The sequence below is a fragment of the Microbacterium natoriense genome, from assembly GCF_030816295.1.
Lineage (GTDB): Bacteria > Actinomycetota > Actinomycetes > Actinomycetales > Microbacteriaceae > Microbacterium > Microbacterium natoriense_A.
Genome location: NZ_JAUSXV010000001.1, coordinates 2,499,060 through 2,513,916 on the forward strand (window position 1 = coordinate 2,499,060; position 14,857 = coordinate 2,513,916).

General features: G+C 68.1%; 19 protein-coding genes and 1 pseudogene. 8 read left to right on the plus strand and 12 right to left on the minus strand.

Annotation, left to right across the window (positions count from 1 at the left end; translation table 11 throughout):
* Nucleotides 1-2: 2 nt before the first annotated feature.
* Together QFZ53_RS11565 and QFZ53_RS11570 are read right to left on the minus strand one after the other, a co-directional pair.
* The gene (locus tag QFZ53_RS11565; RefSeq protein WP_307296510.1) at nucleotides 3-221 is read right to left on the minus strand and encodes a PLDc N-terminal domain-containing protein; all 219 of its coding nucleotides are present in this window, start codon (nucleotides 219-221) and stop codon (nucleotides 3-5) included.
* Entirely contained in the window at nucleotides 221-691 is a 471-nt protein-coding gene (locus tag QFZ53_RS11570; RefSeq protein ID WP_292910099.1) for a DUF3515 family protein, read from the minus strand. Before QFZ53_RS11570 ends, QFZ53_RS11565 begins: the two co-directional genes overlap by 1 nt.
* Before the next feature lie 23 nt (nucleotides 692-714).
* Here QFZ53_RS11570 and thiL point away from each other — a divergent pair, with 23 nt between their 5' ends.
* Nucleotides 715-1,710 (plus strand): thiamine-phosphate kinase, encoded by a 996-nt coding sequence (gene thiL / locus QFZ53_RS11575; protein ID WP_307296512.1) that lies wholly within the window; start codon nucleotides 715-717, stop codon nucleotides 1,708-1,710.
* On the opposite strand, the gene rsmD is transcribed toward thiL, so the two are convergent.
* Nucleotides 1,680-2,264, minus strand: a complete 585-nt coding sequence (rsmD, locus tag QFZ53_RS11580; protein WP_307296514.1) for a 16S rRNA (guanine(966)-N(2))-methyltransferase RsmD — start codon at nucleotides 2,262-2,264, stop codon at nucleotides 1,680-1,682. The genes thiL and rsmD overlap by 31 nt on opposite strands.
* Before the next feature lie 51 nt (nucleotides 2,265-2,315).
* Here rsmD and QFZ53_RS11585 point away from each other — a divergent pair, with 51 nt between their 5' ends.
* Genes QFZ53_RS11585 through mutM form a run of 6 tightly spaced genes read left to right on the plus strand, consistent with a single transcriptional unit; the run spans nucleotide 2,316 to nucleotide 7,401 of the window.
* Nucleotides 2,316-4,484: an ATP-dependent DNA helicase RecG gene (locus tag QFZ53_RS11585; RefSeq protein ID WP_307296517.1), complete on the plus strand. Its 2,169-nt coding sequence runs from the start codon at nucleotides 2,316-2,318 to the stop codon at nucleotides 4,482-4,484.
* A gap of 51 nt (nucleotides 4,485-4,535) precedes the next feature.
* The gene (gene coaD, locus QFZ53_RS11590) at nucleotides 4,536-5,033 is read left to right on the plus strand and encodes a pantetheine-phosphate adenylyltransferase (protein ID WP_292910091.1); all 498 of its coding nucleotides are present in this window, start codon (nucleotides 4,536-4,538) and stop codon (nucleotides 5,031-5,033) included.
* A gap of 51 nt (nucleotides 5,034-5,084) precedes the next feature.
* Nucleotides 5,085-5,633: a YceD family protein gene (locus QFZ53_RS11595; RefSeq protein ID WP_292910089.1), complete on the plus strand. Its 549-nt coding sequence runs from the start codon at nucleotides 5,085-5,087 to the stop codon at nucleotides 5,631-5,633.
* A 2-nt stretch (nucleotides 5,634-5,635) separates the two neighbouring features.
* Entirely contained in the window at nucleotides 5,636-5,845 is a 210-nt protein-coding gene (gene rpmF, locus QFZ53_RS11600; RefSeq protein WP_029263535.1) for a 50S ribosomal protein L32, read from the plus strand.
* 7 nt (nucleotides 5,846-5,852) lie between these two features.
* Nucleotides 5,853-6,545 (plus strand): ribonuclease III, encoded by a 693-nt coding sequence (gene rnc, locus QFZ53_RS11605; protein ID WP_292910087.1) that lies wholly within the window; start codon nucleotides 5,853-5,855, stop codon nucleotides 6,543-6,545.
* Entirely contained in the window at nucleotides 6,538-7,401 is an 864-nt protein-coding gene (mutM, locus tag QFZ53_RS11610; protein ID WP_307296531.1) for a bifunctional DNA-formamidopyrimidine glycosylase/DNA-(apurinic or apyrimidinic site) lyase, read from the plus strand. The genes rnc and mutM overlap by 8 nt, the downstream gene beginning before the upstream one ends.
* A gap of 27 nt (nucleotides 7,402-7,428) precedes the next feature.
* Here the strand turns inward: mutM and QFZ53_RS11615 are convergent, their stop codons facing one another.
* Together QFZ53_RS11615 and QFZ53_RS11620 are read right to left on the minus strand one after the other, a co-directional pair.
* A complete protein-coding gene (locus tag QFZ53_RS11615; RefSeq protein ID WP_307296534.1) occupies nucleotides 7,429-7,665 on the minus strand; it encodes a RidA family protein in 237 nt (78 codons plus the stop codon).
* Between the two features lie 229 nt (nucleotides 7,666-7,894).
* A complete protein-coding gene (locus QFZ53_RS11620) occupies nucleotides 7,895-8,233 on the minus strand; it encodes a carboxymuconolactone decarboxylase family protein (RefSeq protein ID WP_292910081.1) in 339 nt (112 codons plus the stop codon).
* A 139-nt stretch (nucleotides 8,234-8,372) separates the two neighbouring features.
* Between QFZ53_RS11620 and QFZ53_RS11625 the strand changes: the two genes are divergently transcribed.
* Nucleotides 8,373-8,813, plus strand: coding sequence for a cupin domain-containing protein (locus QFZ53_RS11625; RefSeq protein ID WP_292910079.1), 441 nt, complete (start codon nucleotides 8,373-8,375; stop codon nucleotides 8,811-8,813).
* Between the two features lie 15 nt (nucleotides 8,814-8,828).
* On the opposite strand, the pseudogene QFZ53_RS11630 reads toward QFZ53_RS11625, so the two are convergent.
* From QFZ53_RS11630 to QFZ53_RS11660, 7 genes and pseudogenes are all read right to left on the minus strand, one after another.
* Nucleotides 8,829-8,930 (minus strand): annotated as a pseudogene (locus tag QFZ53_RS11630) (phage tail protein); the annotation flags it as partial.
* A 3-nt stretch (nucleotides 8,931-8,933) separates the two neighbouring features.
* Nucleotides 8,934-9,872 carry a Dyp-type peroxidase gene (locus tag QFZ53_RS11635; RefSeq protein WP_307296539.1) on the minus strand — a complete coding sequence of 313 codons (939 nt, stop codon included), beginning with the start codon at nucleotides 9,870-9,872 and terminating at the stop codon, nucleotides 8,934-8,936.
* A gap of 40 nt (nucleotides 9,873-9,912) precedes the next feature.
* Complete coding sequence (locus QFZ53_RS11640; protein WP_307296541.1) at nucleotides 9,913-11,235, minus strand: permease; 1,323 nt, start codon at nucleotides 11,233-11,235, stop codon at nucleotides 9,913-9,915.
* On the minus strand, nucleotides 11,232-11,927 hold the full coding sequence (locus QFZ53_RS11645) for an ABC transporter ATP-binding protein (RefSeq protein ID WP_307296544.1): 696 nt from the start codon (nucleotides 11,925-11,927) through the stop codon (nucleotides 11,232-11,234). The genes QFZ53_RS11640 and QFZ53_RS11645 overlap by 4 nt, the downstream gene beginning before the upstream one ends.
* A gap of 76 nt (nucleotides 11,928-12,003) precedes the next feature.
* Entirely contained in the window at nucleotides 12,004-13,074 is a 1,071-nt protein-coding gene (locus tag QFZ53_RS11650) for a GNAT family N-acetyltransferase (RefSeq protein ID WP_307296547.1), read from the minus strand.
* On the minus strand, nucleotides 13,071-14,159 hold the full coding sequence (locus tag QFZ53_RS11655; RefSeq protein WP_307296550.1) for a GNAT family N-acetyltransferase: 1,089 nt from the start codon (nucleotides 14,157-14,159) through the stop codon (nucleotides 13,071-13,073). Before QFZ53_RS11655 ends, QFZ53_RS11650 begins: the two co-directional genes overlap by 4 nt.
* Before the next feature lie 15 nt (nucleotides 14,160-14,174).
* Nucleotides 14,175-14,648, minus strand: a complete 474-nt coding sequence (locus QFZ53_RS11660; RefSeq protein ID WP_292910067.1) for a hypothetical protein — start codon at nucleotides 14,646-14,648, stop codon at nucleotides 14,175-14,177.
* Between the last annotated feature and the right edge of the window lie 209 nt (nucleotides 14,649-14,857).

The window sequence follows — 14,857 nt, forward strand, 5'->3', positions numbered from 1 at the left end:
GCCTACGGGCGCGTGGCTTCGGCTCTGCGCCCGTAGGCGAACCATGCAGCGGCCCCCAGCACCGGCGCCGCGAGGACGAGCAGGAACCAGACGAGGAACCTCAGACCGCCCACGTGGCGCGTCCGCATCATGGAGATGATCGCCGCGATCGTGAATGCGAGCACTGCTGCGGTCACGACGCTCCAGACGACGTCGTACGCCGTAGGGATCAGCGGGTTCATCATTCGACCCGTTCGGTGCACTTTGCGGTCGACGGCTGGAGACCTGACTGGATGCTGGTCGACAGCTTCTCGACGATCGAGCGGAAGTCGATGTCGGACCCGCGCTTGATGATCACCTCGACCGCGGGGTCGCGCCCGTAGGTGACGAGGCGCTGACGCTCGTCCTCCTGCGCGAGGACGAGCCAATCGACGCCGCCGATCGTCTGGCAGACGAGGTCCGACGGCGCCGGCACGTCGACGCCGCATCTGAGCACGACCGTCGGGTCGCCCCAGGCGCCGGTGGCCTGCGCGTCCGTCCACACCCGGTCGAGGTCGCCGATCGCGTCGGGCAGCAGCACAGAGACGTCCGCGCAGGCGGCGTTATTCGCGTCATCCGCGGGGTCGACGTGAACCGTCGTCGAGCATCCGGCCAGTGCGCCGAGGAGGATCAGGGCTCCCGCCACGACGGCGAGACGACGAGAACGGGGCATGCTTCCAGGCTACCTTTGACAGCATGCCCTCCCGACCCGACACCGACGATCCGCGCCTGGGCGATCTCTCCGAGGGAGAGATCCTGAAGGCGATCCTGAGTCGTACGGCTCAGGCGACCCACACGATCATCGGCCCAGGCGACGACGCGGCGGTGATCGCCACGCCCTCCGGAACCGTCGTCGCGACCACGGACACGCTCGTGCACGGTCCCGACTTCCGTCTCGCATGGTCGAGCGGCTTCGACTTGGGGTGGAAGGCCGCAGCGGTGAATCTCGCCGACGTCGCCGCGATGGGGGCTCGCCCGACCGCACTGCTCGTCGCGCTCGCGGTGCCGCGGGATCTGCGGCTGTCTTTCGTCGAGAGCCTCGCCGACGGCTTCCGCGAAGCGTGTGCGGCGCTGGCTCCCGGCTGTGCGGTCGTGGGCGGCGACCTGACGGTGTCCGATGTTCTGACGGTCGCCGTGACGGCCCTCGGCGATCTGGAAGGGCGCGAGGCGGTCACCCGGTCAGGAGCGCGCCCCGGCGACACGATCGCAGTCGCGGGCGAACTCGGTCTCGCCGCTCACGGCCTCGCCGTGCTGTTCGGTCGTTTCCGCGACGGCGAGACGCCGATACCGGTGGACCCGGCGCTTCTCGCCGAGGGCGAGCGTCAAGCCGTGGCCGCTCAGCTGCGTCCCTCTCCGCCGATCGGGCTCGGACTGTTCGCGGCGGTCGCCGGCGCGACCGCCATGATGGACATCTCTGACGGGCTCGCTCTCGACGCGCGGCGGATGGCGGCGGCATCCGGCGTCACGATCGCGCTCGACGGCTCCGCCCTGGGCGGTGACCCGGTCCGCGCGCTGGCCGGCGGAGAGGACCACGCTCTGCTGGCGGCGTTCCCGCCGGGCGTCGTGCCCGCCGGGTTCCTGGTGATCGGCGAGGTACGTCCGCCGGGCGAGCAACCGCTGCTCTGCGATGATGCGCCCGTCGACGTCTCAGGGTGGGACCCCTATCGCGACTGGGATTCCGCCGCGGGCTGAGGCTCTGCCCACCACAGCGTGGTGTCGCCGTAGGCCTTGTCGCGCAGCAGCCGCAGGCCGGCTGCGGCGAAGTCCGGGGGAGTGGAGCGCTTCGCGCGCTCGACCACGACGAGCGCGTCGGGAGACAGCAGCGGAGCCAGGGCGACGAGATCCGCGTTCATGGCCTCGTCGGCGATGTCATAGGGAGGATCCGAGAACACCAGATCGAAGGTGCCCGAAGCGCGGACGAGGAACGGATGCACGGCGCTCTCGTGCACGCGGCCGGTCGCGATCCCGCCGGCCTTCGCCACCGTCGCCGCGTTGCGGCGCACGATTGCGGCGGCCTGCCGTCCCTTCTCGACCAGGTCCACGCTCGCCGCTCCCCGACTGAGGGATTCGAGTCCGAGGGCACCCGACCCCGCGTACAGGTCGAGCACGCGGGCTCCCTCGATGCCGTCCGCCGATTCGAGAGCCCCGAAGAGCGACTCGCGCACGCGATCGCTGGTGGGGCGGGTACCGGCGCTCGGCACTTCGAGACGCGCTCCCCGTGCTCTGCCTGCGATGATCCTGGTCACCCGTTCACGATATCGGCAGGCGACGTCGGCGCCTGTCTCTAGACTCGGATCATGCCGCTCTCGCTCGACTCGACCCTCGCCGAGGCGCTCGGTGCGAACGTCGCGAAGTCGCTGACTCGGGCCTTCGGCATGGAGACCGTGGGAGACCTGCTCTCGCACTATCCGCGTCGTTATGCCGATCCAGCCGAGCTCACGCCCATCCGCGAGCTCCCCGTCGGTGAGAACGTGACCATCGTCGCCGAGGTGCTGTCGTCGAGCGCTCGGGCGATGCGCAACCGCCGCGGCGCGATGGTCGAGGTGATCATCGGCGACGGCATCGGGAAGATGTCGCTGACCTTCTTCGCCAAGAGCCTCGATCAGGCCAAATGGCGGGCAGGTCAGCTCGCCGTCGGCCGTCGAGGCATCTTCTCGGGCAAGGTCGGCGAGTTCAACGGCGTCACCCAGTTCTCGCACCCCGAGTACGAGCTGTTCGACGACGAGGATGAGGCCCGTCGACGCGCCGATACCCGTGCAGCCGTGCTGATCCCGATCTACCCCGCGACGGCCAGCCTGGCGTCGATGCAGATCGCGAAGCTCATCGCCCGCGTGCTCGACGACCTCGGGCCGATCGCCGAGCCTCTTCCCGACGCGGTCAGGCTCAGGGAGGAGCTGCTCACCGCGCGTGAAGCTCTCGAGCAGATCCATCGTCCGAAGACCCGGACAGACATCGATCCGGCCGTGCGCACACTGCGCATGCACGAGGCGCTCACGCTGCAGACCGCACTGTTGCAGCAGCGTGACGCGGTGCGGGCGCTGTCGGCCACGGCACGACCGGCAGCCCCCGGGGGGCTGCTCGAACGCTTCGACTCCACCCTGCCGTACACGCTCACCGACGACCAGCAGACCGTGGGAGAGCAGATCACGAAAGACCTCGTCGGTGCCTGGCCCATGAACCGGCTCGTGCAGGGCGAGGTCGGATCGGGCAAGACTCTCGTGGCGCTCCGTGCGATGCTGCAGGTCGCGGAGTCCGGCGGCCAGGCCGCCTTGATCGCCCCGACAGAGGTGCTCGCCGGCCAGCATCTGCGCTCGATCGCCAAGCTGCTCGGTCCCGAACTCGCCCCGCTCGTGATGCCCACGCTCCTCACCGGTCAGATGCCGGCAGCGGATCGGCGCAAGGCCGCGCTCAGGGTGGCGTCCGGCCAGGCGCTCATCGTCGTCGGGACCCATGCCCTGCTGGGCGAGAAGACCACGTTCGCCGACCTCGGTCTCGTCGTGGTCGACGAGCAGCATCGCTTCGGGGTCGAGCAGCGTGAAGCTCTGCGCGCCAAGGGATCCAGCCCGCACGCCCTCGTGCTCACCGCCACGCCGATTCCGCGCACCGTCGCCATGACGGTGTTCGGCGATCTCGACACCTCCGTCATCCGCACCATGCCCGCGGGGCGCGCCGGCATCCAGTCGTTCGTCGCGCCTCTCGCCGAGCACCCGGGCTGGTGGCAGCGGGTGTGGGAGCGGGCATCCGAGGAGATCGCTCAGGGGCGCCAGGTGTTCGCGGTGTGCGCGGCGATCGACACCACGAAGAAGACTGGCGAGGCCGGCGCGCTTCCTGCTCAGGAGGGGGCGAACGGCCCTCGGTGGGGTGTCGTGCAGCTCGACGAGGCGCTGTCCACTCATCCGACGCTCGGCGGTCTTCGCCGTGCTGTGCTGCACGGCAAGATGCCTTCCGACGAGAAGGACGCGGTCATGCAGGCCTTTGCGCGCGGAGAGATCGATCTGCTGCTGGCGACGACCGTGATCGAAGTCGGTGTCGACGTGCCGAACGCGTCGACGATGATCGTGCTGGATGCCGATCGCTTCGGCGTCTCGCAATTGCATCAGCTCAGAGGACGCGTCGGTCGAGGGGGAGTGCCCGGCTTGTGCCTGCTCGTCACCGAGGCGGAAGAGGGCTCGGTCGCCAGGGAACGGGTGGATGCCGTCGCCGCGACGCTCGACGGCTTCCAGCTCGCCGAAGTCGATCTCGAGCTGCGAGGCGAAGGCGACGTGCTCGGATCCGTGCAGGCCGGTGCGCGCTCGTCCCTGCGGCTGCTCCGCGTCGTGAAGGACTCCCGGCTGATCGTGCGGGCGCGGGAGTTGGCCGAGGTCATCCTCGCAGCCGACCCGAGTCTCGCCGAGCATCCCGGGCTGCGCGCGGCGATCGAGCGGCGGGTGAGCGATGAGGACCGCGCCGCCCTGGCGAAGAACTGACGTGCCCTAGGCTGGATCCATGCGCCGTACTGAGCGATCGAAGGAGACCACGTGAGCAGCCGGATCGCCGTCGTCCCGGGTTCCTTCGACCCGCCGACTCTTGGTCATCTCGACGTCATCCGCCGGGCCGCCAAACTGTACGACGAACTGCACGTGCTGGTCGTCCACAACCCCGGCAAAGAGGCGATGCTGCCCATCTCGCAGCGTCTGGCTCTGCTGGAGAAGTCGATCGCCGAAGACGGGATGAGCGGCAACATCGTCATCGGATCGTGGAGCATGGGGCTGTTGGTCGACTACGCACGCGACGTGAACGCGGGCGTGCTCGTGAAGGGCATCCGCTCGCAGATCGACGTCGCCTACGAGTCGCCGATGGCGATCGTCAACCGGCACCTCGCCGACATCGAGACCGTCTTCCTGCTGCCCGATCCTTCGCACGCCATGGTGTCCAGTTCGCTGGTCCGCCAGGTGGCCGGTCTCGGGGGAGATGTGTCGCCGTTCGTGCCCCCCGCGGTGGCCGCATTCCTCGACACCGGCGCCCGCGGCATCTGACTCGGGTCCCGTTCAGCCGGGAGCCGGTAGCATTGCGGGGTGCGTTCCCGTATGAGTGGTCCTTTCGTCCTGCCCGTCCGTGACATCGTCCGACGTCCGGGCGAGATGCGTGAACACGAGTTCACCGTCGCCCTCGCCGAGCAGTGGGGTGAGGGAATCGTTTCTCTGCCCAAGGGGTCGGCGCTCGATCTCGACGTGCGTCTCGAGTCGGTTCACGAGGGCATTCTGGTCTCCGGAACGGCCGATGGCGAGTACTCGGGAGAGTGCGGTCGGTGCCTGACTCCCATCACGCGGCCTGTCGAAGTCGAGTTCCAGGAGCTTTTCGCGTATCCTAGTGAGGAAGAAACTGACTTCGAGGTTCAAGACGACCACGTGGATCTTGAAACTCTGGTCAGGGATGCGGCCGTATTGTCGCTTCCTTTTCAGCCGGTGTGTCAGCCGGATTGCCTGGGGCTCGACCCGAGAACCGGCGAGAAGCTGACCGCGAGCACCGGAACGGAGCAGGCGGCTCCCATCGATCCTCGATGGAGCGCGCTCCAGCAGATCACAGACCAAGACGGTACGGCAGAGAGCCGTGCCGCCGAGAAAGAAGAGAGCTAGTCATGGCTGGTAACCCCCCGAAGCGCAAGGTTTCCCGTTCCAACACCCGTTCGCGTCGCGCGCAGTGGAAGGCGGCTCCCGTCGCTCTGGTGAAGACCGTCGAGAACGGCCAGGTCGTCTACAGCCGTCCTCACCAGGCGAAGGTCGTCACCGACTCGCAGGGCACCGAGCTCTTCCTCGAGTACAAGGGCCGCAAGGTCGCCGACGTCTGAATCGCTCGTGACTGACGTCACAACCGGCGAAGAGGATCTCTCGCAGAAGCTCCGTGTCGATATCGACGCGGAGCTTCTGGAGTTGGCACTCACCCATCGTTCGTACGCGTACGAGCACGGTGGCATCCCGCACAACGAGCGCCTCGAGTTCCTCGGCGATTCGGTGCTGGGGCAGGCGGTGACGGTCATGCTGTTCACGACGCACCCCGAACTCGACGAGGGGTCGCTGGCGAAGAGACGCGCGAGCGTCGTGTCGACGGTGGCGCTGGCGGAGGTCGCGAGGGGCATCGGCCTCGGCAGCCATCTCCTGCTGGGGCGTGGTGAGGAGCAGACGGGCGGTCGAGACAAGGACTCGATCCTCGCCGACACGATGGAAGCCGTCATCGGCGCGACCTACATGTCGGCCGGCCCCGAGGCGGCGACCGACCTGGTGCTGCGGCTGACCAAGCCTCTGCTCGCCGACCCTGAGCGATACGGCGCGGCGATGGACCCGAAGACCAGCCTGCAGGAGCTCGCAGCCCGCGCCGGTGCGACGCCTCCGCAGTATGCGGTCGAGGCGAGCGGTCCCGATCACGATCGCCGGTTCATCGCGACCGTGACCGTGGGCGACGTCACGATGACGGGCAACGGCACCAGCAAGAAGACCGCCGAGATGGCGGCTGCGCTGAACGCCTGGCGCGTGCTCAACGCGCGTGCCTGAGCTTCCTGAGGTCGAAGTCGTCCGAGCCGGGCTCGCCCCCGCCGCCGTCGGGTCGCTGATCACCGCAGTGAGCGTGTTCGACGAACGCGCTCTGACCCGGCATCCGCTCGGGGCCGCAGACTTCGTCTCGCGCCTCGAGAATCGCACCATCGTCGGCGCCGCGCGCCGGGGGAAGTTCCTCTGGCTTCCTCTCGAAGGCGAGTCGGATGCGCTCATCGCTCACCTCGGGATGAGCGGACAGATGCTGCTGCGTGCGCCGGATGCCGCGGCAGAACGTCACGAGCGGATCCGCATCCATCTCGAGCATCCCGCTCACGGCGAACTCGCTGTGGTGTTCTCCGACCAGCGCACCTTCGGATCCCTCGCCGTCGACCACCTCGTGGCCGACGGACCGTCGCAGGTCCCGTCCCAGGTGGTCCACATCGCCCGCGACCCGATCGATCCCGCCTTCGACGACGCCGCTTTCCGCGCTGACCTGGCGAAGCGGGGGAGCGCCATCAAGCGTGTGATGCTCGATCAGGGCGTGATCAGCGGCGTCGGCAACATCTATGCCGACGAGTCGCTGTGGGCGGCGCGCATCCACCCGGAGACTCCCGCGTCGGCCCTGTCGACGCAGGCCGTGCGCCGGCTGCTCGCCGAGATCCGCGCCGTCCTCGCCAAGGCGCTCGCTGAGGGCGGCACCAGCTTCGACGCCCAGTACGTCAACGTCAACGGGCAGGCCGGCTATTTCGCGCACTCGCTGAATGCCTACGGGCGTGAGGGCGAGCCGTGCAGCCGATGCGGACGACCCATCGTCCGCGCCGCGTTCATGAACCGCTCATCGCATTACTGCCCGCGCTGTCAGAGACGAGGCTGAGCCTGACGCGCGGTCGGATCGAGCGCATCACGCTGTGACAGCGATGGCGCGGATCGAGATCAGGATGCCGGGCAGGTCGACACCGAGCTTCGCGACGTATCGTGCCGGAGGATCCGATGCGAACCATCGGGCGTACTCCTCGTTGAACCCCACGAAGTCCTCCGCCCGGGCAAGCAGAACCCCGATCTCAACGAGGTCGTCCATCCCCGACCCGCCGGCGTTCAGAATCGCCTCGCAGTTCGCGAGCGCCTGGCGCGTCTGCACCTGAATGGTGTCACCGGCCAGGGCCCCGTCTTCACGTCGATGCCGACGGTTCCGGAGATGTACACGTGGTTTCCCGCTCGCACAGCCTGGCTGTAGAGAGGTGAGCTCGGAGCATCCGGTGTGGCGATGATCTCTCTGGGCATGCTGAACTCCTCGTCGAGTCGTCCCCCTGATGGCGACCATCGTGACAGAAGACGACCGGCTGCGGAAGAGCGTGTGCTCCGAGCCGTCAGCCCTCCTGCTCGACGATGCTTTTCAGCACGCTCGTCGCTCCCATGCCGTTGGGCCACCCCGCATAGAAGGCGAGATGGAGCAGTGCCTCCTTGAGCTGCTCATCGGTGACTCCGTTGCGGCGCGCATGCGCGAGATGGAACTGCAGCTGCTCCATCTTGCCCATAGCGGTGAGGGCCGCCACCGTGATCAGGCTGCGGTCGCGCTTGGTGAGCCCATCCCGCTCCCACACCTCGTCGAAGAGCACCCGGTCGGTGTAGTGGACCATCCCTGGCGCGAAGTCGCCGAAGGCGTGCTTCCCGCCAGACCAACCGGTGCTCTGCTCTTCCGTGCTCATGTCTGCTCCTGTCCGGCGCATGTGCGGCATGCGCCCGTCTTCCATCCAACTCCGCTCGTGCCCATCGTGGGAGGCTCTCTCCAGGGGTGTACTGCCAGGGACTGGTACGAACCCGGGGGTGGAGGCGTAGCGTCGACGCATGACCATGCGCAGCAACGAATTCGCCCAGATGTTTCCGCTCGGCGAGCCGAACGACGCCCTCGCGCAGTACTTCATGGGCCAGAGCTACCTGGCGCCGCTCGCAGCAGGGAGCGTGCCGGTGAGCAACGTCACCTTCGAACCCGGCTGCCGGAACAGTTGGCACATCCACCACGGTGCGCACGGAGGAGGCGACCAGATCCTGATGTGCACGGCGGGATCGGGGTGGTTTCAGGCCGAGGGCGAGGACCCGGTCAGCATGGAACCCGGAACGGTGATCCGTGTGCCGGCCGGCACGAAGCACTGGCACGGCGCGAAGGCGGATTCCTGGTTCTCGCACATCGCGTTCATCACCCCGGGTGAAGAGGTGCACAACGAGTGGCTGGAGCCCGTGACAGATGAGGCATACGGCTCGTTGCCGCCGAAGCGCGTCGACGACTGAGAGGAGCCGGTGCGGTCAGTGCTCGCCCTTGATGACGAAGTACGATCCGCGGATCGTACCCGCGAGCTTCGACCTCTGCCGTGCGAACGTGAATGCGGACAGCTCCTCGCGGACATCCTCTCAGGCGAGCGACGAGAGGAACGTCGCCGACGGCGCGAAGAACGTGGTGCCCGTGTGTGCGACGGAGAAGTCCAGTATCCGGTCGTGCAGCCCGGGCGGATCACCGATGAACATGCGCTGCAGCATCTGTTCGATCACCCACAGTCTGCGTGAGTATCCGATGAAGTAGGTGCCGAATTCTCCGGCTCCCGGGCGCCCGAAGGGCATGTTGTCGCGCAGGATGTCGTGTTCGCCCGACTCGTCGGTGATGGTGGCGAGCGTCTTGTGCGCCTGTTGCGTGCCGACAGCGGCATCATCGAGCTCGATGTTGTCGGCCTTGCGCCGGCCGATCACCGCCTCCTGTTGCTCAGTGGTGAGCGACTGCCATGCGTCCAGATCGTGCAGGTACTTCTGGACGACGACGTAGCTGCCGCCGGCGGACGCCGAGTCCTCGGCCCCGACCAGAGTCGCCTCGGGGAGGTCGGGCCCCACCGGATTCGCGGATCCGTCGACGAATCCGAGAAGGTCCCGGGCATCGAAGTACCGGAAGCCGGAGACCTCGTCCTCCACCGTCACCGCTGTGCCGAGCTGCTCGAGGATCAGCCTCTCGAGCTCGAAACAGAGGTCGGGGCGTTCCGCACGGATGTGGAAAAGCAGATCGCCCGGCGTGGAGACCGCAGTATGCGCGCCACCGCTGACTTCGGGGAACGGATGCAGCTCCGCCGGCAGCGGGTGACCGGTCAGACCCCTCCAGATGCGGCTGCCGACGCCCACGGTGCACGACAGTCGCGCATCCAGATCGCGGAAACCGACGGACTTGACGATGTCCTCGATACCGGCGACGGTGGCGCGGACGTCGTCGAATCGCGTCTCGTCCACGGTGAGGACCAAGAAGATCGCACTGCGTGTCAATGGTGCGTCCACCTGCTGCGGCGCTATCGGCACCCGGCGTTCTGACATCTGGCCTCCTCGTCGTCGCGAGCAGACTAACAGGGTCGGTTCACGCCACGCGGAACGAGCGGGACAGCACAGGTCTGGTCGCGCGCGTGCTCACCCAGACGACCGCGATCCCGACGGCGACGACGAGCACGATCGTGAGCAGCGACAGGGGTGCGACGATCAGGGCGATGCCCAGAAGCGGGAAGACCAGGATGCCGGCGCACAGCGCCGAGCCGATCGATGTGAGCAGCAGCGGCGCCATGATGGCACGGGTGCGGGCTTTGTCGACCGTCTGCTGCGGAACTCCGAGGTGGTGCAGACTCCGGTGCAGTTCGCGGGCGTCGAGGATCGCCGAGGCCTGGTTGACGCCGACGGAAGCGGCGACCATCAGGAACGAGGCCACGAGCGTGATGATCAGCCCTGTGCGCATGTCGCGAGCGAGGGCGAGATCTGTCGCTTCCGCACCTTCCGAGGTCATCACGCCGATGAGCGAGACACCGGTTCCTGCGAAGACCGCCATGAAGCTCGCCATCGAGATGCCGCCCACCTGCCGCCATGCAGCCTTGGGGTCGTCGAGGACCATGCGCGCAGCGAGCAGCCGCTCAGGAACCCGAGCACGTCTCAGCCATCCGCGGGCGCTCACCTTCAGCGCCCAGGGACCCACGAGGTTGAGCACCGCGAGCCCCGCGGCGAAGAGAAGGGCGATCACGACGATCGTCGTCACCATTCCCGCGATCTGCGGCACGATCTTGGCGAGGACGACTGCGAAGGCGACGAGGCCTGCTCCGACGACGAAGCGGATCCAATGAGCACCGGTGGCGGTGGTGCGCATGCGCACCCCGAGAGGGGAGATGACGACCCGGCGCAGGCCGACGGCGGCGCTGAGCGCAGCGAGGACGACGACACCGCCGACGACGGCGACGATGTGGACGGGAGACAGGAGCACAGCCTGCCAACCGAGAGCCGCACCGCGGAACGGGATGAGCCCGATGAGCGGGCTCACCAGCAGGTACCCGGCGACGCCGGCTGTCGCGCCGGCCGCAGCGAGCAGCACCGACTCGGCGACGGTGGCGACGGCGACGCCGAGTGGCGTCACCCCGAGCAGCCGCAGCGTCGAGAGTCGCTCGTCGCGACGGCGCGCGGCGAGCCGTGCGGCTGCGCCCCCCAGGCTCATGAGCGGGACGAGGAGCAGGGCGAGCGCGATCGCGGCCAGAGCCTGGTAGATCGGAGCGTAGTCGTCGTGCCAGCCCCAGAAGCTCTGTGCGCCACCGATCACAGTGAGCACGAGCGTCGTCACGACGCCGAAGGCGATGAGGGGCAGCGCTATGAGGCCGCCTTGCCCGGGCGAGGGGCGCAGCAGCATCGCGAGGACGCGGGCGTTCATGCGTCCACCGCCGTGGAGACGACGAGTCCGTCGCGCACCGCGATGGTCCGCGTGCAGCGCGCAGCCACGTCCGGGTCATGCGTGACGACCACGAGCGTCCGGCGTTGACCGGTGGTCGACCACAGCAGTGCGTCCATCACCTCCCGCGAGGTCTGCGAGTCGAGGGCGCCGGTCGGTTCGTCGGCGAACACGAGCTCGGCTCCCGTGGCCTGGGCGCGAGCGATCGCGACCCGCTGCGCCTGGCCGCCCGAGAGCTCGCCGATGCGGCGATCCTCCATGCCGGCGAGACCGAGGGCGCCGAGCCAGGAAGCGGCATGCTGAACGGCATCCGCCCTCTTCACGCCGTTGATCATCGAAGCCAGCGCGACGTTCTCGACCGCTGTCAGTTCAGGGATGAGAAGCCCCTGCTGGAAGACGAAGCCGAGTCGCTCGCGTCGCAGACGGGATCTTGCCGACTCGCTCATGCCGGTCAGCTCGATCGCCCCGCCGGCCGCGGGATGGAAGGTCACCGACCCGGTGTCCGGTGTGATGATGCCTGCCAGAACGTGCAGCAGTGTGGTCTTGCCGGATCCGGAGGCGCCCATGATCGCGACGGATTCGCCTCGCGAGATCGAGAGGTCGACACCGGCGAGCGCGCGAGTGGCGCCGTAGGACTTCGTCAGAGCGTGTGCGACGAGGACGGGACTGTTCATGCTTCCAGCCTCGCCGCACACGCTCCTCGGATCGTCGGCCCGTGGAGTGATCCGTCTACATCGGAGGGATGATGTGTCAGAGTCGCTTCTGCCACGCCCCGGCGTAGGACACCGGTACGAACCCGATCGCCTCGTTGATGTCAAGCATCGGCCGGTTCTCCTCGGCGTTGAACGTCGACACGATGGGAGACGTCGGCACCAGTTCGCGCCACCGCAGCAGGTTCGCGCACTTGACGATCGTGCCCAGCCGATGCCCTCGGTGATGCGCGGCGACCAGCGTTCCGAACTGATGCGTGACTCCCGTGCGGTCCGCGGCGACCAGCAGCTCGTTGTAGGCCACGAGTTCGCCCGTCGGCACGTGCTCGACGGCGGTCACTGAGACGAGTTGACCTGCCGCGGTGAGCGTCGCCTCCCGGCGAACCACGCGGTCGGCGTCGTACTGCTCGGCGACGAAGTCCATGTCACCGCTGGGGGCATCGGTCGACAGGCGTGCGAGGACGGCCGCGTATCCGTCGCGCAGTTCGGGCGGAGTGGGCATGGTCCACTCCCGCACGCGGTAGTCCGGACCGGCGAACGCCGATGCCTCCGCCAGCATCCGCCGCACCTCCGTGCCGTCCGACCGCAGGTCGTACTCGCTGTTGCGCTCGACCTGTTCCAGCGTGTATCCGGCATCCGCGATGACGTCGGCGAGCGGCGTGGCCGGGATCCGCCCCCAACCTGTGGCCGGAGCCAGCATCCGGTCGCGCTCGTCCGGTCGATGCAACGTCCAGGTCTGCAGGATGCTGCGGCCCCTCGCCACCGCGTCCTCCTCTGCGCGAGCGAGAAGCGCCTGCTCGACGCCGCGGCCCGAGTTCGCCTCCGGCACGAGGATGTCGAACTCCGCGGTCTGCGCGCCCTCCTCCTGGGCGAAGGCCAGCGTCACCATGCCGACGACGGCGTCGTCGATGCGAGCGACGTAGCCGAGATGCAGGCTGTCGGTGGGGTCCTGCCACTCCGAGAGCATCTCAGCAGCCGACGGCGACAGGTCGGGGAGGCCGACCTGCTCGTCGCAGACCTGCCTGCCCAGATCTCCCAGAAGCCGGAAGTCTGCGGCGTCGTCGGCGTCGAGAGACGACGGCACACGCAGCGCAGTGATCGAGATGCTCACGGCAGATCCTTCCTCCACGCTCCTTCGTAGGCGACGGGGACGAAGCCGATGGCTTCGTTGATGTTCAGCATCGGCCGGTTCTCCTCGGCGTTGAACGTGATGACCTGAGGGCTCAGCGGATGCTGAGTCCGCCACGAGAGCAAACCGGCTGTCTTGACGAGCAGACCGAGACGGTGGCCCCGATGCGAGGACAGCACGAGGGTGTCCTCCTGATGCGTCGTCTCATCCGCGCGACGGCCGATCGCCAGCTCGTTGAAGGCGCACAGTTCGCCGGTTGCGACATGCTGCGCGGCGGTCACGAGCACGGTGTTGCCGCGGTCGAGGTGACGCGCATCGTGACGCGCGACGCGCTCGGCGTCCCAGTTCTCCTCCGGCATGTCGAGCTCGGCGTCGGGGACGTCGGTCGACATGCGCTGCTTCATGCGTGCGTAGCCGTCGACGTGGGCAGGCGGCGTCGGCAGCGTCCACTGCACGACGCGGTAGCCGTCGGCCATCCTCGCGGCGGCGTCGTGCAGCGCCGTGACGCGGCGCGTGCTCTCCTCCGACAGCTCGAGGACGCTCACGCGCTCCACCTGCTCGAGCGCGAACCCGTGCCGAAGCAGGAACCGGGCATGGTGGTGGTCGCGCGGAACCGACCCGAAGCCCGTGGGGGAGTCGAGGCGGACCTCGCCGCGATCGGTGTGCTCGGTCCACAGCAGCAGCTTGCGGACCCCGGCCTCCTTCGCGGTCTTCTCGATCTGTGCGAGAACGACTGTGCCGAGTCCGCGGCCCCACGTGCGCTGCAGAAGGTTGATGGTGACGTACGCGGTCCGTCCGCCGCCGTCGGCGACGACATTGAGCACCGCGACGCCGATCGTCTCGCCGTCCTCCACGACGGACCACTGCCGACGCTCCAAGTCGGCGTCCGATCGCAGCAGCGCAAGCAGGGCGTCAGGCTCGAGGTGCTCGTCGTCCCGTCCGGTCGTCTCAAGCAGCGAGGCGTTGCGGACCCGGGCGTAGTCGAGCAGGTCGCCGGCGTCCGCCGCATCCGCCCGTGCGGGGAGCACGAGCGGATGCAGCGTCGCGGCTTCGGTGAGGGCGATCATCGTGCTGGTCTCCGGTCAGCGCAGCTGGCGCTGCATGTGGTATTCGAGCAGGATCCGGCTCTCACCGGTCGTGAGGTGCCGATCGCTGAGGAACAGCGGTTCGGCGGGGGTGATGACGCGTTCCTTCACGGACTTCGGCCGCTGAGCCCTCTCGAGCAGCCAGAGGCCGATCTTGAGCGACAGGCGGTCTGCGAGAGCGAGCTCGCGCAGATCATCGGGGGCGGGGATGTGCAGGACGGTCTGGTCCTGGGTATCCGGCGGGTGGGTGGTGCTGTGGTGCAGCGTGGTGTTCACGGTGTGTCCTTCGAGGTGAATGGTGGTGATGAGTGGCGGAAGGCGCCGACGATACGGACCGATCTGCGATCGGGTGCGGCGCGGGAAGGTGTGATCTCCCTCGTGGGGGATCAGCGGATGCCGGAACGGCGGGAGACCGTGATCTGCGGAGAGATCAGGTGCGGAGCGCGGGTTCGCGTCGACGAGAAGACCCACCTGTGGCGGGCGAATTCTCCGACTGCGGTGCTACGAGAGCGTGCAGCGCCGAAGACCCGAGGCGGTCACCGAGAACGCATAGCGGGGCGCGGAGTGAACACGCGCGGCGAGGCCTGTGGCCTGTGCGTTGAACTGAATCATCATCGGTAACCTCCTTTCACGGGTCGATCCGTTGGTACCGTAGCGAAGGCTCTCAGGCAGAGTCAAGC

What these genes read in the sequence shown, in the direction of transcription:
- thiL (WP_307296512.1), top strand. Translation starts at nt 715, where the DNA reads ATGCCCTCCCGACCCGACACCGACGATCCGCGCCTGGGCGATCTCTCC.
- QFZ53_RS11625 (WP_292910079.1), top strand. Translation starts at nt 8,373, where the DNA reads ATGACCATGCGCAGCAACGAATTCGCCCAGATGTTTCCGCTCGGCGAG.
- QFZ53_RS11640 (WP_307296541.1), bottom strand. Translation starts at nt 11,235, where the DNA reads ATGAACGCCCGCGTCCTCGCGATGCTGCTGCGCCCCTCGCCCGGGCAA.
- QFZ53_RS11655 (WP_307296550.1), bottom strand. Translation starts at nt 14,159, where the DNA reads ATGATCGCCCTCACCGAAGCCGCGACGCTGCATCCGCTCGTGCTCCCC.
- QFZ53_RS11570 (WP_292910099.1), bottom strand. Translation starts at nt 691, where the DNA reads ATGCCCCGTTCTCGTCGTCTCGCCGTCGTGGCGGGAGCCCTGATCCTC.
- rpmF (WP_029263535.1), top strand. Translation starts at nt 5,636, where the DNA reads ATGGCTGGTAACCCCCCGAAGCGCAAGGTTTCCCGTTCCAACACCCGT.
- QFZ53_RS11595 (WP_292910089.1), top strand. Translation starts at nt 5,085, where the DNA reads ATGAGTGGTCCTTTCGTCCTGCCCGTCCGTGACATCGTCCGACGTCCG.
- QFZ53_RS11645 (WP_307296544.1), bottom strand. Translation starts at nt 11,927, where the DNA reads ATGAACAGTCCCGTCCTCGTCGCACACGCTCTGACGAAGTCCTACGGC.
- QFZ53_RS11585 (WP_307296517.1), top strand. Translation starts at nt 2,316, where the DNA reads ATGCCGCTCTCGCTCGACTCGACCCTCGCCGAGGCGCTCGGTGCGAAC.
- QFZ53_RS11565 (WP_307296510.1), bottom strand. Translation starts at nt 221, where the DNA reads ATGAACCCGCTGATCCCTACGGCGTACGACGTCGTCTGGAGCGTCGTG.
- QFZ53_RS11635 (WP_307296539.1), bottom strand. Translation starts at nt 9,872, where the DNA reads ATGTCAGAACGCCGGGTGCCGATAGCGCCGCAGCAGGTGGACGCACCA.
- QFZ53_RS11620 (WP_292910081.1), bottom strand. Translation starts at nt 8,233, where the DNA reads ATGAGCACGGAAGAGCAGAGCACCGGTTGGTCTGGCGGGAAGCACGCC.